The organism is Xanthomonas translucens pv. undulosa, from assembly GCF_017301775.1.
GTDB lineage: Bacteria > Pseudomonadota > Gammaproteobacteria > Xanthomonadales > Xanthomonadaceae > Xanthomonas_A > Xanthomonas_A translucens.
Genome location: NZ_CP063993.1, coordinates 4,237,515 through 4,252,061, shown reverse-complemented (window position 1 = coordinate 4,252,061; position 14,547 = coordinate 4,237,515). Strand labels below are relative to the sequence as shown.

Here is a 14,547-nt window from a genome sequence, read left to right as displayed (position 1 = left end):
ATCGCAATTCTTGTCGTTGTCGTCAACGGCGACTGTAGCGTCAGCCTCCGCAAAAGAAAACGGCCGGGTTACCCCGGCCGTTTCGTGTAACGCCTGCGCGAAGACCCGGTTAGAACGTATAGCGCAGCGTCAGCAGCAGCGACCAGCGCTGCGACGGGTTCTGCGTTTCGTTGATGGCCAGATCGGTCGGCGCATAGGTGCCGTTGCGGTTGTACAGGCTGGTGCTGGAGATATCGTAGATGTACTTGCCGTCGGCGGTGACGCCGGCCACGTTGGCCAGGTTGCGTACCAGCGGGAAGTCGGCACGGTGCTCCACACCCCAATCCTTGTTGAGCATGTTCAGCACATTGAACATGTCCAGACGGATCTCGCCCTTGTGGCCCTTGGCAAAGCCGGGAATTTCCTGGCTGAAGGACATGTCCAACTGGTTCACCCATGGCGCACGCGAGGAATTGCGCTCGGCAACGTCCCCCTTGTAGCGCGCCAGCTCCGGATGCTTGCCGATGTACTCCCAGAACGACGAGGACAGCTGCTGCGAGGTCGCATTGGCCCAGACCACGTCGTTCGGACCGGACGGCACGTAAGCCAGCGAGCGGCCGGACGACAGACCCAGGCCCTGGGCATCGTTGCCGAACACCCAGCTGTACGGCGCGCCGTTGTGGCCGTCGTAGAACGCGGAAACGCGGGTCGCGTAGTCGCCGAAGAACTTATGCTCCCAGCTCAGCTGCGCGATGATGCGGTTGGGGATGGAGTAGTTGGAAATGCCAGCGGCATCGTCGGACGGGTTGTACCAGGCGCGATTTTGATAGCTGCTGTAGGCGACGCTGGAGGTGCCCGGGTTCACTTCGGTGGCGCGGCTGTAGGTGTAGGCCAGCATCGCGCTCCAGGTGCCGTCGAAGGGCTTCTTAAGCGATACGGTGAAGTTGTCCGACTTACCCTTGTCCGTATTGGTCAGATAGATGACGTTGCTGAACGACGCATTCTTGTTCCAGTTCGCGGTGTTGGTGCTGCCCGGTGCCTGGTTCGGGAAGCGTGCATAGGTGTAGCGTCCATCCGGCAGCGTGCCGGTCGGCGCGCCCATGTTCAGATCCTGATACAGGATGCCCTTGTCGACGTCGAGGTGCTGATATTCCGCGGTGAACACCAGGTCCTGCCACGGCAGCTGGTGGTCCAGGCCCAGGGTGTACTTGTAGACGGCCGGCAGCTTGAAGTTGGGATCGACCACGTTCACGGTCATGCTCGAGCTGCCCAGGCCCGGCGGCGTCACCGTGCCGCCCGGGACGTTCTGGCCGAACGGATCTGCACTGAACGCCGGATCGGCGGCGGTCTTACGACGGTTGACGTCGTAGGTGGTCACAGCGACGCCATTGTTGGAATAGGGGTTACCCACCCATACCGCCGGCGTGTTGGAGACGAACAGACCGGCACCGCCACGCAGTTGCGTCGGGCGCTCGGTATCCAGGTCGTAGTTGAAGGAGAAGCGCGGCTGCAGGACACTGTTGCCGTCGATGGTGCCGGTGTTGGAGAAGCCGAAGCCGCCCACTGACGCGTTGGCGTTGGCCGGGGTCGCGCGCAGGCCGCACGCGCCGAAATTGCCGGTGACGCCCGCGTCCGCGGCGAAACACGGATTGTAGGTCGGCATCGGATTGACCTTCGGCACGTCGTAGCGCAGGCCGTACTGGATCGACAGGCGATCGGTCGCCCGCCAGGTGTCCTGCAGGAACAGGCCGTACTGCTTCATCTTGAAGATGGCGGCGACGTTGTCCAGGGTATAGCCTGCGGCCGGCTGCGAGAGCTGATAGCGGCGATAGGTGCCACTGGCGAAATCGGCGATCGAGTTGAAGGCGTAGGTGCCGTTGTAGCGCTGCAGGAACAGGTTGTAGACCTCGTCCTGCTGGTAGTCGATACCGGCCTTGGCCACGTGGTCGCCGAGGAACCAACTACCGGCGAAGTACGCGTTCCAGCTCTTGACGCTGAGCACATTGGCCTGGCTGGAATAGTCGGTGCCAAGCAGCACGCTGCTGCCGGTGTCGGCGCCACTGGTGCGCACGGTGATTTCGGGCTGGTAGCCGCCGACCAGCGGCGCACGGTCCTGCTCGAACTTGCTGTAGCCCACCGACGCTTCGGTGGAGAACTTCTCGCTCCAGTCGTCGTAGAAGCTCAGCGCATAGCTGGTGTTGGTCTTGTTCAACACGTACCAGTTGCTCGACAGCTTCAGCTGTGTGGAACTGCTGGCGGTGATGATCGGCTCGTCTTCTTCGGTACGGCTGAAGCGCAGGCTGGCGCGGTGGTAGTCGCTGATGTTCCAGTCGAGCTTGGCCAGGTAGCGCTTGCTTTCGATGTCGGTGCTGGCCGAACCGTCGTCGCCCGGCGAAAGCCCGAGGTTCTGCGCGGTCGTGGTGATCTGCTGGAGCTGCGCCGTGGTTACGCCGCTCACCTTGCTGATGGCGCTGGAATCGGAGGTGCCCCAGATCGCGCCCGGGGCCTCCTTCTTGCTCTCCTCGTAGGAAGCGAAGAAAAACAGCTTGTCCTTGAGGATCGGCCCACCCAGGGTCGCGCCCTTGGTTGTGTCCTTGGTGTAGCCGGTCCACTTGGCGTCGGTCTCGCCCTTGCCGATCATGTCGTCGGCGTTCTGGTAGACGTAGTAGGCAGAGCCGTGGAAATCGTTGGTACCGCTCTTGGTGACGGCATTGACCCAAGCGCCCACGCCGCGGCGGGTGGCGACGTCGAAGTTGGCGGTGGAGATGTTGTAGCTCTCGATCGCGTCCTGCGAGATCGGCGTGCCTTTGGTCGGCAGGCCGTTGTCGTTCAGACCGAAGGGATCGCCCGCGCTGATGGTGTCGACGGTGATGCTGTTGTAGCGATTGTTCTGGCCCATTGCCGAGAACGCGCCGCGATCGCGGTCGGTGACCACGACGCGGGGATCGGAACGCACCACGTTCTGGATCGAGCGGTCCGGCATCGGCGTGCGGTCGAGATCGCCGCGCGACAGGTTGGTGGAAATGCCCTTGTTGTCCGAGGTGAACGCCTCGGAACCGCGTGCGGCGGTGACCTGCATCGACTCCAGCGTGGCGACGTCGCCGGTCAGCTGCGCATTGACGCTGGCGACCTGATCCAGGCCCAGATAGATGCCCTCCTGGGTCTGGGTGCCATCGCCCGGCTTGGTGATGGTGACGTTGTACGGGCCGCCGACGCGCAAGCCGCGCGCGTTGTAGCGGCCGCTCGCATCGGTGCTAGCGCGGCTGACCGTTCCGGATTCGACGTGGGTAATGGTCACTTCGGCGCCCGCGACGGGCTGGCCATTGTGGGTGACCATGCCACCAATGCCGGAGGAGGTGCTCTGGGCGAACACAGGGGCGGCGGCGAGCGCAGCAACGAGGCCAAGGGTGAGCTTGGACATCCGGAGACGGCGGGGTTGAGTCATTGCAATAGCCTCGATGGAAGTTGACGAAATGCGCATAGCGCGCCGTCCTGGTCGGCGCACGGCAGCGGAATGAGGTTCGTGCCCCCTTGCTAGATCCCCCGCAAGGTTTAACATCAGCTTAACACCATAGTGCCGATTTGTTGCCGAAACGTGACGAACTGGAACAAATGGACATGACGTCCTCTACATCACAGTTTGCGTGGTCGTGGCGTTGGCGCCAGCGCAGCTGGCGTGCGATCGCCGCCACTATCCTGCGCATCGCAGCATCGGCACGGATCGAGAGAGATGGCACGGCACCGCGCAGGCGCGCGGCGGACCGCCGCTCAGCCGGCGACCGGCAGCTTCAGATAGACGCCGAGGCCGTCCAGGAACATCTGCACCGAGATCGCCACCAGCAGCATGCCCATCAGCCGCTCGACCGCGATCAGCACGCGCATGCCGAGCAGCTTGTACAGCAGGGTGCCGGAAAACAGCAGCGCCGAGGTGCCGATCCAGGCCAGGATCAGCGCCAGGCTCCATTCGCCCAGCCGGGTGGGTTCGTTGCTGCCCATCAGCATCACCGCGGCCATGCCCGACGGCCCGGCCACCAGCGGGATCGCCAGCGGCACGATGAACGGCTCGCCGTCGGGGATCTCGCCCATCAGCCCTTCCGGGCGCGGGAAGATCATGCGGATGCCGATCAGGAACAGCACGATGCCGCCGGCGATCGACACCGATTCCTGGCGCAGGTGCATCACTTCCAGCGCGTACTTGCCGCCCCACAGGAACGCCATCAGCACGCCCAGCGCGATCAGCAGTTCGCGCGCCAGCACCACGCGCTGGCGCTTGGCCGGCAACGGTTTGAGCACGCTGAGGAATACCGGGATGTTGCCCAGCGGGTCGAGGATCAGGAACAGCAGCAAGGCTGCCGACAGGATGGTCATGCCAGGGGATTCCAGATCGCGCCGCGGTGCGCGGCGCCGGCGGGCGCCAGCAGTTCCACGCAGGCGGCCGCGTAGTGCGCCGGATCGACCGCGTCCAGGTCTTCCTGGTGGGTGTAGGCGCGTGCGCGCAGCGCGCTGCGCATCGGCCCGGGCTGCAGTCCGGCCACGCGCACCGTCGAGGCCGCCAGTTCGCCGTGCAGGGTCGCCAGAAGGCCTCGGCGGCCATGCTGGGCCACGCCGTAGCCGCCCCAGTAAGCCTGGCCGACACGCGCCGGGTCATCGAGCGCGAACACGATCGCCGCGTCCGCCGCCTGCTTCAGCAGCGGCAGGCAAGCCTGGGTCAGCCAGCCCGGGGCGGTCAGGTTGATGTGGATGGCGCGCGCGAACTGCGCCGGGTCGGCGTGTTCGAGCGGGGTCAGGCCGACGAAATCGGCGACGCAGTGCAGCAGTCCGTCCAACCGCCCGAGCTCGGCCTGCAGCCGCTCGGCCAGCGTCGCATAGTCTTCCGGCGTGGCGCCGAGCAGGTCCAGCGGATACAGCAGCGGCTGCGCGCCGATGGCGGCGATCGCGTCGTAAACCCGGTTCAGGCGCGCCGGCTTGTGCCCGAGCAGCACCACCGTGGCGCCGGCCTGGGCGCAGGCCATGGCCGCGGCACTGCCCAGCCCGCCGGCGGCGCCGCACACCAACACCACGCGCTGCGCCAGCGCGCCCGCGTGCATCGCCGCCGCCGCTGTCACGGCTGGTAGGCCTCGGCCACAATGCGCTGCAACTCGCCGGATTCGAACAGTTCCATGGTGATGTCGCAGCCGCCGATCAGTTCGCCGTGGATGAACAGCTGCGGGAACGTCGGCCAGTTCGAATGGCGGGGCAGATTGGCGCGGATCTCGGGCTCGTCGAGCACATTGACGGTGTGCAGCCGATCGGCGCCGGCGGCCAGCAGGGCCTGCAGCGCGCGGCTGGAAAACCCGCACATCGGATACTGCGGCGTGCCCTTCATGAACAACACGATGGGATGGCGTTCGACGTCGGCCTGGATGCGCTCCATCACCTGCATGCGGGTTTTCTCCTGCTGGGGCGAAAGAACGACCTTGGCGGTCGGCTAGACTTTCGCGTAGCAGCATAGTGTAAGCCCTGCGCATGGCAGTACCGAAACACGCCCCCGAAACCGCTCCAGAGGATCCATGGCCATCGAACTCGCTCCCCTGCCGTACGACCGCGCGGCGCTGGCGCCGCACCTGTCCGCCGAGACCCTGGACCAGCACCACGGCCAGCACCAGCGCGCGCTGGTGGAACGGCTCAATGCCCAGATCGCCGGCAGCGAATTCGCCGACCTGCCGTTGCAGGACCTGGTGCGCCGCACCCAGGGCCGCCTGTTCCATCACGCGGCCGAGGTATGGAACCACGCGTTCTATTGGCGTGGACTGCGTCCGCGCGGCGGCGGCGAACCTGGCGGCGCGCTCGGCGAGCGCATCGCCAGGAACTTCGGCGATTTCGCCCGCTTCAAGGCCGAGTTCGAACACATGGCGCTGGCTGTGTTCGGCTCGGGCTGGGTGTGGCTGGTGCAACGCCCGGACGCCACGCTGGCGCTGCTCGCCACCGTCAACGCCGGCTCGCCGCTGACCGGCGAGGACACCCCGCTGCTGGCCTGCGACCTATGGGAACACGCCTACTACATCGACTACCGCGGCGACCGTGCGCGCTACCTGGAAGCGTTCTGGAAGCTGGTGAACTGGGAGTTCGTGACGGCGAACATGGTTTGAAGCCGGGATTCGGGATTCGATCTGACTGGCCGGCGGCATCGTTGCATTGCCCCAGCCACGCCCAACCACGCACAGGCATGGCCGGGGCGCGGCCGTCGGCACCCGCTCAGCCCTGCGCGCGCAGCGCCTTGATCACCGGGGCGACCTGGTCGTCGCGCTGCAACTGCGCGCCGACCGTCTGCAGCGCCTGCGCCAAGGCCTCAGGCGTGTCCTCGCGCAACGTGGCGTGGCCAACCTTGCGGCCTTCGCGCGCTTCCTTGCCGTAGTCGTGCCAATGTCCGCCCGGCTGCGCCAGCACCGGCACGGCGTCGGGCATCTGCCCAATCCAGTTGAGCATGCAGGCATGGCCGAGCATGCGCGTGGACCCCAGCGGCAGGCCCAGCACCGCACGCAGGTGGTTCTCGAACTGCGAGGTCTCCGCGCCTTCGATGGTCCAATGGCCGGAGTTGTGCACGCGCGGCGCCATCTCGTTGGCGAGCAGTTCGCCGTCGCGACAGAACAGCTCCAGCGCGAACACGCCCACATACTGCAAGCGCTCGGCCAGCGCCTGCGCATGGGCGATGGCGGCCCGCTGCAGCGCCGTATCGGCCTGCGCCGGGGCCAGACTGGCCGACAGTACGCCCTGCACATGCCAGTTCTCGGTCAGCGGCCAGGTGCGGAACTCGCCGTCGCGGCCGCGCGCCGCGACCACACTGATCTCGCGCTGGAACGGCACGAAGGCTTCCACGATCAGGCCCACGCTGGTCGCCTGCGCACCCAACGCGGACCAGGCCGCATCGGCGTCGGCCGCGGACTTGATCCGGAACTGGCCCTTGCCGTCGTAGCCCAGGCGCCGGGTCTTGAGAATGCACGGGGTGCCGATCTGCGCCAACGCAGCGTCCAGTTCGGCGCGGCTGTCGATCGCGGCGAAATCCGGCACCGGAATGCCCAGTTCGCGAAACAGGGTCTTCTCGGCCAGCCGATCCTGCGCCACTGCCAGCGCGCGCGGATTCGGGAACACAGGCACCCGCTCCGCCAGCCATTCGGCACTGGCCGCCGGCACGTTCTCGAAATCGAAGGTGGCCACATCGACCTTGGCCGCGAACGCGGCCAGCGCCGCCTCGTCGCGGTAGTCGCCGACCTGCAGCGGCGCGACCTGCCCGGCGCAGGCGTCGGCCACCGTATCCAGCATCACGAAGCGCAGGCCCAGCGGCGCGCCGGCAACGGCGAGCATGCGCGCCAGCTGGCCGCCGCCCAGAATTCCGACAGTGGTACTCATTGGCGCGGGTCGTCCTTGGCCATCACCTCGTCGGTCTGGCGCTGGCGGAAGGCGTGCAGCGCGGTGCCGATGTCGGCATGCTCGGCGGCCAGCATCGCCGCGGCGAACAGCGCGGCATTGGCCGCACCGGCGTTGCCGATCGCGAACGTGGCGACCGGGATGCCGGCCGGCATCTGCACGATCGACAGCAGCGAATCCAGGCCATTCAGCGCCTTGGACTGCACCGGCACGCCGAGCACCGGCACTGCGGTCTTGGCCGCGAGCATGCCCGGCAGGTGCGCCGCGCCGCCGGCGCCGGCCACGATCGCGCGCAGGCCGCGGGTGGAGGCCGCTTCGGCATAGGCGAACAGCACGTCCGGAGTGCGGTGCGCGGACACAACCTTCACTTCATAGGGCACGCCCAGCGCATCGAGTTTCTGCGCTGCATGCTGCATGGTCTCCCAGTCGGAGCGGGAACCCATCACGATGCCGACGAGCGGCGTGGTTTGCTTGGAGGTCATGGCCGTCCCCTGCCTTAAAGACGTATTCTAGCCGTCTTCCACGCAAGACGAAGACCGGATGGATCGCAAACTGCTCGACCTGCTGTGCTCGCCCGATACCCGCCAACCGCTGGCCCTGCTGGATGCGCGCGGGCTGGAGGCGCTGAACCGCGCCATCGCCGCCGGCGGCGTGCAGCGCGCCGACGGCAGCCCGCAGGCGCAAGCGCTGCGCGAGGCGCTGATCACCCGCGACCGCAAGCAGCTGTTCCGCGTCGACGACGGCATCCCGGTGCTGTTGGCCGAAGAAGCGATCGGCACCGCCCAGCTCACCGACTTCCCCGGCAAATGAGCGGCGCCGCGGCGCCGCTGCAGCCGCCGGCGCAGGCATCGATCGACGCCGATGTGGCACGCGCGCTGGCCGAGGACATCGGCAGCGGCGACGTCACCGCCGCGCTGCTGCCCGACCGCGCCGACCGCGCCTACCTGCTGTGCAAGCAGGACGCAGTGATCGCCGGCCGGCCCTGGTTCGACGCCTGCCACCGCACACTGGACCCGCAGGTGCGGATCGACTGGCACATCGCCGAGGGCGAGCACGTGGCCGCCGGCACCGTGCTGGCGCTGTTGCACGGGCGCAGCCGCGCGCTGGTCAGCGCCGAGCGCGCCTCGCTGAACTTCCTGCAGACCCTGTCCGCCACCGCCACCGCGACCGCCGCTTACGTGGCCGCGGTCGCCGGCACCGGCGCGCGCATCCTGGACACGCGCAAGACCCTGCCCGGCCTGCGCCTGGCGCAGAAGTACGCGGTGCGCTGCGGCGGCGGCAGCAACCACCGCTTCGGCCTGTACGACACGGTGATGCTGAAGGAAAACCACATCCACGCCGCCGGTTCGCTGAGCGCGGCGGTGCAGGCGGCGCGTGCGCAGTGGCCGCAGCTGCCGCTGGTGGTCGAAGTGGAAACGCTGGCGCAACTGCGCGAAGCGTTGACGGTGGGCTGCGACCGCATCCTGATCGACGATTTCGACGCGGCGCAACGCCGCGAAGCGGTGGCGATCGCCGCGGCGGCGCCGTTCCACCGGGCGATTCCGTTGGAGGTCTCCGGCGGCGTCGACCTGGACGGCGTGCGCGCGATCGCCGCCGACGGCGTGGACTGCATCTCCATCGGCGCGCTGACCAAGCACGTGCAGGCGGTGGATCTGTCGCTGAAGCTGGGACCGCCGCCGCACTGACTTCACGGCCGCGGTCCCGCCGCTCTGCGACGCTGCGCACATTCCCTATTCCCCGAGTTCGCCGATGGCCCGCCACTGGTTCGCGTTGTTGTGTGCCGCCGCCCTGTTTCCCGCAGGCCGCGCGGCCGCCGCGGAGGTGTGCGATCTGCCGCCGCGCTTCGGCCTGAGCCCGGCCGCGGTGGCCATCGTGCACACCGCCTGCAACGAGCACCGGCTGTGGTGGCGGCCGTTCATCGATAGCAACGGCCGGCTCGCCGGCCTGCGCGTGACCGAGGCCGAGCGCAGTTATCTGGCCGATCACGGCATCGAGGCCTGGCAGCGCGTGGCCGCGTATTGGCGCGACAGCGGCACGCTGGACGCGATGGGCGGCAGCGACGGCGCCACCAGCTGCCAGCAGCTGGACGGCTCACGCTACCGGCAGGCGGACTGCCGTGCGTTCCTGGTCGACAACCCGTGGTCGGCGGCGTTCGTGTCCTGGGCGATGGTGCGCGCCGGGGTCGATGGCTTCCATTCCTCGGTGCGGCACATCGACTACATCCGCGCCGCCTACCAGGCCGGTAGCGACGGCCTGCCCTACCGCTATGCCGACCCGCAGCAGGACAAGCCGGCGCCGGGCGACCTACTGTGCTTCCTGCGCGGGCGCAAGCAGCCGCTGGGCGCGGCCGGGCTGCGCGAGGCGCTGGCGCGCGGCGGCGCGCTGCCGTGGGAGTCGCATTGCGACATCGTGGTCGCGGCCAACGTCGGCGGCGACCACACGTTGTACCTGATCGGCGGCAACGTGCTCAACGCGGTGACCATGCGCAAGTTGCCGCTGGACCGCGCCGGCCGCCTACAACTGGAGGCACCACTGGCGCAGGACCAGGTCGGCGACGACGGCGCCGGCCTGGAGTGTACGCCCGGCCGGGAGGAACTGTGCGACTTCAATCGCCAGGATTGGGCGGCGCTGCTGCAGTTGCAACCGCAGGCGCAGCTGCGGCCGCTGGCGCTGCAGGGTGTGGTTCCCGCAGTGGAGCCGGCCGCGCTGCCGGCCGCTGCGCCGATGGCGCCAGCGCCGGCATCCGGCACTGCGCCGGCCGCGGCACCGGCGACACCCGTGCCGCAATCGCAAGCGACCGAACCGCTGCCGGAGCGCTAGCGTCTTATCGACCGCTTGCGACCTTCCGCATCCATGCCGGTTCGCCTCGGGCCATCGGTCGCAGTAGACAGTCGGTGAGGCCCGTCGCGACTGAAGTCGCTCCCACAAAAGGCCATGAGCCGTACACGCAAACTCCCCGCTCGAAATCCACGCCTCCTCGAATCCATGCCCCGGCTCCGGCTTCGAGTCCCGAGTCCCGAGTCCCGAGTCCCGAGTCCCGAGTCCCCAACCAAGCATTGCCGCCCCACCCCGCGCCTCGCTACAGTGACGCATGCCTAGCCTGATCCTGTGGATGATTGCCGGCGCTGCGGTGTTCGCGTTCTGGAACGCGTCGCGCGCCGCCGCCGAACGCGCCGAGAGTCTCGGCCGCAATGCCTGCAAGGCCGCCGATGTGCAGTGGCTGGACCAGAGCGTGCACGGCACCGGCCTGCGCCTGCGGCGCCTGCCCAGCGGCTGGCTCGGCTTCGAGCGGACCTTCCGCTTCGATTACTCCTACGATGGCGTCGATCGCCACAGCGGCCGCCTGGTGCTGCTCGGCGATCAGCTGATCGCCTTCACCGGCCCCTCGGTGGCCACGGTGACGGCGCTGCACGAAGGACGTGCGCCGCGCGAGTGAGGCACCGCTTCATGGTTCGCGAAGACGGGGTCGGCAAGAGGTCCAGCAGGGCAGATCGCATGTCTTGCATGGATGCCGGTCGCGCCTGAAGGCGCTCCTACAGAGCGCGCGATCCACCCTGGCGTTGGCGTGCGGGAACCGTGGCGAATGCTGCGCAGCGTCTGGCGGTGGGCGCGATCGTTGCGGCATCGACACCAACAGCGGACGGACCATCGCTCCGGCCACGTCCGCGCCGGCGCGGACCCGAGGTCGCCGTTACTTCACCACGCGCAGATGCGGACGTTTGCCACCGGCACCATCGTCGGAACCGCTGGGCCGCGGCGGCGGGGTGTCGTCGCCCGGCGGCTCGCCGGCGCCGTGGATGTCGTCCGGCAGCGCCATGCCCTGCCCGGTCTCGCGCGCATACACCGCCAGCACCGCGGCCATCGGCACCTGCACCGGATAGCTGACGCCGCCGAAGCGCGCGGTGAAGCTGACCCCGTCGTTGTCGATCTGCAACCGCACCACCGCGCGTTCGGCGATGTTGAGCACCACCCGGCCGTCCTTGACCGCGCTCGGCGGCACCTGCACGTTGGGCAGGCCCGCATCCACCAGGATGTGCGGGGTCATGCCGTTGTCGTTGATCCACTCCACCAGTGCACGCAACAGGTACGGGCGATGGCTGGTCATGCGGGAAATATCGTCGGTCATGCGCCAATTCTACGCGCCGGCACGCGAAGGCGCCGGCGCAACTCGGGAAATATCGGATGCGCCACGCGCGGCCGGAGCATCAGGCCGGCAGGTCGCGCAGCTTCTTTTCCTGATCCGTCAGGCTGCGGATGAAACCGGGATTGCGGAAGATGCGGTTGCCGTAGTCCTCGATCGCCTTGCCGTCCTTGGGTAACGGGATGTCCAGCGCCTGCAGGCGCCAGATGATCGGCGCCATCGCGCAATCGGCCAGGCTCATTTCCGGGTTGAGGAAGAACTTGCTGGCCTTGAACAGCGGCACCGAGGCGGTCAGCAGCTCCTTGAGCCGCTTGCGCCCAGCCTCGACCTGGGCCTTGTTGCCGAGCTGGATCGCCTGCACCTGCGGCACCCAGTCGTGCTCGATGCGCAGCATGGCCAGGCGCAGGCGCGCGCGCGACAACGGATCGACCGGCATCAGCGGCGGATGCGGATAGCGCTCGTCCAGGTATTCGCTGACCACGGAGGCGGCGTACAGCACCAGCTCGCGCTCAACCAGCGTCGGCACCGAATGGTAGGGATTGAGATCGATCAGGTCTTCCGGAGGATTCTGCGGATCCACCGCCACGAAATCGTAGGTCACGCCCTTTGCGGCGAGCACCAGACGCACGCGGTGGCACAGCACGTCATCCGTGGAAGAAAACAACGTCAAGGTATTTCGCATACGCACACTCGCCGCCATTAAAGGCTCTCCGACGACCGGAATCCGCCGGCCGCATCGATGCCGCCAACACCCTGCTGACGGTCATCACGGCCCCTGAGTGTGCAACCCTCGCTCGCAAAAGCCAATAGGATGAACAGGGGATCGGGTCAGCAACGATGCAGACAGGGCGCCGGCACCGCGGCCGACGCTCAATGCACGTCCTTCCAGTATTCCTTCTTCAGCAGATAGGCGAGGAAGGTCAGCAGCGCCAGGAACAGCACCACCCACACGCCCAGGCTCTGCCGCTTCAGCGCCGCCGGTTCGCCGGCATACTCGAGGAAATTGCTGATGTCGCGGACCGTCTGGTCGAACTGCGCCGGCGTTTCCCTGCCTGGCGAGGCCAGTTGCAGCCGCTCCACCGGCTTGTCCACACCGGGCTGCTCGGCCTTGCCGTAGATCGGCTGCTGCAGGCCTTGCAGTTCCCACAGCGGATTGGGCATCGAGGCATTGGCGAACAGCTTGTTGTTCCAGCCCAACGGGCGAGACTGGTCCAGGTAGAACGACTTGAGGTAGGTATAGACCCAGTCGGTGCCGCGCACGCGCGCGATCAGGCTCAGGTCCGGCGGGGCCTTGCCGAACCACTTGGTCGCCGCATCGTGCGGCATCGCCGCCTCGATGTGCTCGCCGACCTTGGCACCGGTGAAGTTGAGGTTGGCCATCACCTCGTCCTCGCTCAGGCCCAGATCCTCGGCCATGCGCGAATAACGCAGGTATTTCAGCGAATGGCAGCCGGAGCAGTAGTTCATGAACAGCTTGGCGCCGCGCTGCAGCGAGGCGCGGTCGCCGAGGTCGTTGCCGGCCTGCTGGGTGGCGCCGCCCTCTGCGGCCAGCGCCGAGGCGGACAACAGCAGCGCGGAGACGAAGCAGACCAGGGCGGACAGCAGGCGCTTGCTCATAGGGATCCCTCCGCCATCGCACCGAACCAGGAGCCGAGCGCCTGCCGGCCCCAGAACGCGATCTGCCCCAACGGCAGCAGGTAGCGCATGGCGGACAGCAACGAGACGCTCGCGAAGCAGGCCAGCACGGCAATCACGGGCTTAATCATGGGTGGTCACCCGCTCCGGCACCGGCTTGGTCCGGTCCAACGTGGTCCAGACCGGCATGGTCAGGAAGAACCCGAAGTACAGCACGGTCAGCACGCGCCCGATGATGGTCTCGCTGGCATCGGTGCCGGGGCCGGAGCCGATCACCCCGAGCCACACGAAGCACACCGCCAGCACGCCCAGCATCACCCTGGAGAGCCAGCCGCGGTAGCGGATCGATTTGACCTTGGCGCGGTCCAGCCATGGCACCAGGAACAGGATCGCGATCGCCGAGAACATCACCAGCACGCCGCCGAGCTTGTTCGGCACCACCCGCAACATCGCGTAATACGGCGTGTAGTACCACACCGGCTTGATGTGCTCGGGGGTGACCAGGCGGTTGGCCTCGGTGAAGTTATCGTGCTCAAGGAACAGGCCGCCGAAGGCCGGCACGAAGAAGATGATGAAGGCGCCAATCAGCAGCAGGAAGCCGACCCCGACCAGGTCCTTGACCGTGTAGTAAGGATGAAACGGAATGCCATCGGCCGGCTTGTTCGGATCCCAGCGGTTGCCCTTGGGTCCCTTCTTGATCTCCACGCCGTCGGGGTTGTTGGAGCCGACTTCGTGCAGCGCGCCCAGGTGCAGCACCACCAGCAGCAACAGCACCAGCGGCAGCGCGATCACGTGCAGCGCGAAGAAGCGGTTGAGGGTAGCGTCGGACGGCAGGTAGTCGCCCATGATCCACTCGGTCAGGCCGTTGCCGATCACCGGGATCGCGCCGAACAGCGAGATGATCACCTTGGCGCCCCAGAACGACATCTGCCCCCACGGCAGCACGTAGCCCATGAACGCTTCGGCCATCAGCACCAGGTAGATCAGCATGCCGAGGATCCACACCAGCTCGCGCGGCTTCTTGTAGCTGCCGTAGAGCAGGCCGCGGAACATGTGCAGGTACACCACGATGAAGAACAGCGAGGCGCCGGTAGAGTGCATGTAGCGGATCAGCCAGCCCCACTCGACGTCGCGCATGATGTACTCGACCGAGTTGAACGCCTCGGCCGCGCTGGTCTTGTAGTGCATCGTCAGGAAGATGCCGGTGACGATCTGGTTGACCAGCACCACCATCGCCAGCGAACCGAAGTAGTACCAAAGGTTGAAGTTCTTCGGCGCGTAGTACTCGCCGACGTGCTTGCGGTAGAACGGCATCAGTCCCGGCGCGCGTTCGTTGACCCAGTCGAACACGTTGCCCGCGGTGCGGGTGAGGAGATTGTCGGCCATGG

The 14,547-nt window shown here is 67.3% G+C and carries 16 protein-coding genes; 5 read left to right on the top strand and 11 right to left on the bottom strand.

Translation table 11 applies throughout. From position 1 onward, the window contains the following. Positions 1 to 109: 109 nt before the first annotated feature. The 4 genes from ISN38_RS18105 to grxD all read right to left on the bottom strand — a co-directional run bounded on the left by ISN38_RS18105 (position 110) and on the right by grxD (position 5,401). Entirely contained in the window at positions 110 to 3,400 is a 3,291-nt protein-coding gene (locus tag ISN38_RS18105; RefSeq protein ID WP_230811713.1) for a TonB-dependent receptor, read from the bottom strand. A gap of 347 nt (positions 3,401 to 3,747) precedes the next feature. Further along, positions 3,748 to 4,347 carry a MarC family protein gene (locus ISN38_RS18100; RefSeq protein WP_003468237.1) on the bottom strand — a complete coding sequence of 200 codons (600 nt, stop codon included), beginning with the start codon at positions 4,345 to 4,347 and terminating at the stop codon, positions 3,748 to 3,750. Next, positions 4,344 to 5,066: an SDR family NAD(P)-dependent oxidoreductase gene (locus ISN38_RS18095; RefSeq protein ID WP_058362958.1), complete on the bottom strand. Its 723-nt coding sequence runs from the start codon at positions 5,064 to 5,066 to the stop codon at positions 4,344 to 4,346. Before ISN38_RS18095 ends, ISN38_RS18100 begins: the two co-directional genes overlap by 4 nt. A 14-nt stretch (positions 5,067 to 5,080) precedes the next feature. Then, the gene (grxD, locus tag ISN38_RS18090) at positions 5,081 to 5,401 is read right to left on the bottom strand and encodes a Grx4 family monothiol glutaredoxin (RefSeq protein ID WP_003468232.1); all 321 of its coding nucleotides are present in this window, start codon (positions 5,399 to 5,401) and stop codon (positions 5,081 to 5,083) included. Positions 5,402 to 5,528: 127 nt separating this feature from the next. Between grxD and ISN38_RS18085 the strand changes: the two genes are divergently transcribed. Next, complete coding sequence (locus tag ISN38_RS18085; RefSeq protein ID WP_047325027.1) at positions 5,529 to 6,107, top strand: superoxide dismutase; 579 nt, start codon at positions 5,529 to 5,531, stop codon at positions 6,105 to 6,107. Between the two features lie 106 nt (positions 6,108 to 6,213). Here the strand turns inward: ISN38_RS18085 and ISN38_RS18080 are convergent, their stop codons facing one another. Both ISN38_RS18080 and purE read right to left on the bottom strand, forming a co-directional pair. Beyond that, positions 6,214 to 7,365 (bottom strand): 5-(carboxyamino)imidazole ribonucleotide synthase, encoded by a 1,152-nt coding sequence (locus ISN38_RS18080; RefSeq protein ID WP_003468227.1) that lies wholly within the window; start codon positions 7,363 to 7,365, stop codon positions 6,214 to 6,216. After that, positions 7,362 to 7,865, bottom strand: a complete 504-nt coding sequence (purE, locus tag ISN38_RS18075) for a 5-(carboxyamino)imidazole ribonucleotide mutase (RefSeq protein WP_003468225.1) — start codon at positions 7,863 to 7,865, stop codon at positions 7,362 to 7,364. The genes ISN38_RS18080 and purE overlap by 4 nt, the downstream gene beginning before the upstream one ends. Positions 7,866 to 7,923: 58 nt before the next feature. Between purE and ISN38_RS18070 the strand changes: the two genes are divergently transcribed. The 4 genes from ISN38_RS18070 to ISN38_RS18055 all read left to right on the top strand — a co-directional run bounded on the left by ISN38_RS18070 (position 7,924) and on the right by ISN38_RS18055 (position 10,819). Beyond that, the gene (locus ISN38_RS18070; RefSeq protein WP_003468224.1) at positions 7,924 to 8,193 is read left to right on the top strand and encodes a Trm112 family protein; all 270 of its coding nucleotides are present in this window, start codon (positions 7,924 to 7,926) and stop codon (positions 8,191 to 8,193) included. Beyond that, a complete protein-coding gene (gene nadC / locus ISN38_RS18065; RefSeq protein ID WP_047325028.1) occupies positions 8,190 to 9,068 on the top strand; it encodes a carboxylating nicotinate-nucleotide diphosphorylase in 879 nt (292 codons plus the stop codon). Before ISN38_RS18070 ends, nadC begins: the two co-directional genes overlap by 4 nt. 64 nt (positions 9,069 to 9,132) lie before the next feature. Beyond that, positions 9,133 to 10,203 (top strand): DUF2272 domain-containing protein, encoded by a 1,071-nt coding sequence (locus tag ISN38_RS18060; RefSeq protein WP_003468221.1) that lies wholly within the window; start codon positions 9,133 to 9,135, stop codon positions 10,201 to 10,203. Between the two features lie 271 nt (positions 10,204 to 10,474). Next, positions 10,475 to 10,819 carry a DUF3301 domain-containing protein gene (locus ISN38_RS18055; protein WP_003468219.1) on the top strand — a complete coding sequence of 115 codons (345 nt, stop codon included), beginning with the start codon at positions 10,475 to 10,477 and terminating at the stop codon, positions 10,817 to 10,819. Between the two features lie 255 nt (positions 10,820 to 11,074). On the opposite strand, the gene ISN38_RS18050 is transcribed toward ISN38_RS18055, so the two are convergent. The 5 genes from ISN38_RS18050 to ISN38_RS18030 form a co-directional block, all read right to left on the bottom strand. Continuing rightward, entirely contained in the window at positions 11,075 to 11,509 is a 435-nt protein-coding gene (locus ISN38_RS18050; RefSeq protein ID WP_003468214.1) for a ClpXP protease specificity-enhancing factor, read from the bottom strand. A gap of 79 nt (positions 11,510 to 11,588) precedes the next feature. Next, the gene (locus tag ISN38_RS18045) at positions 11,589 to 12,224 is read right to left on the bottom strand and encodes a glutathione S-transferase N-terminal domain-containing protein (RefSeq protein WP_003468210.1); all 636 of its coding nucleotides are present in this window, start codon (positions 12,222 to 12,224) and stop codon (positions 11,589 to 11,591) included. Between the two features lie 170 nt (positions 12,225 to 12,394). Next, entirely contained in the window at positions 12,395 to 13,141 is a 747-nt protein-coding gene (locus tag ISN38_RS18040; RefSeq protein ID WP_047325029.1) for a cytochrome c1, read from the bottom strand. Continuing rightward, entirely contained in the window at positions 13,138 to 13,290 is a 153-nt protein-coding gene (locus tag ISN38_RS18035; protein ID WP_003468207.1) for a hypothetical protein, read from the bottom strand. The genes ISN38_RS18040 and ISN38_RS18035 overlap by 4 nt, the downstream gene beginning before the upstream one ends. Then, on the bottom strand, positions 13,283 to 14,545 hold the full coding sequence (locus ISN38_RS18030; RefSeq protein WP_003468206.1) for a cytochrome b: 1,263 nt from the start codon (positions 14,543 to 14,545) through the stop codon (positions 13,283 to 13,285). Before ISN38_RS18030 ends, ISN38_RS18035 begins: the two co-directional genes overlap by 8 nt. Between the last annotated feature and the right edge of the window lie 2 nt (positions 14,546 to 14,547).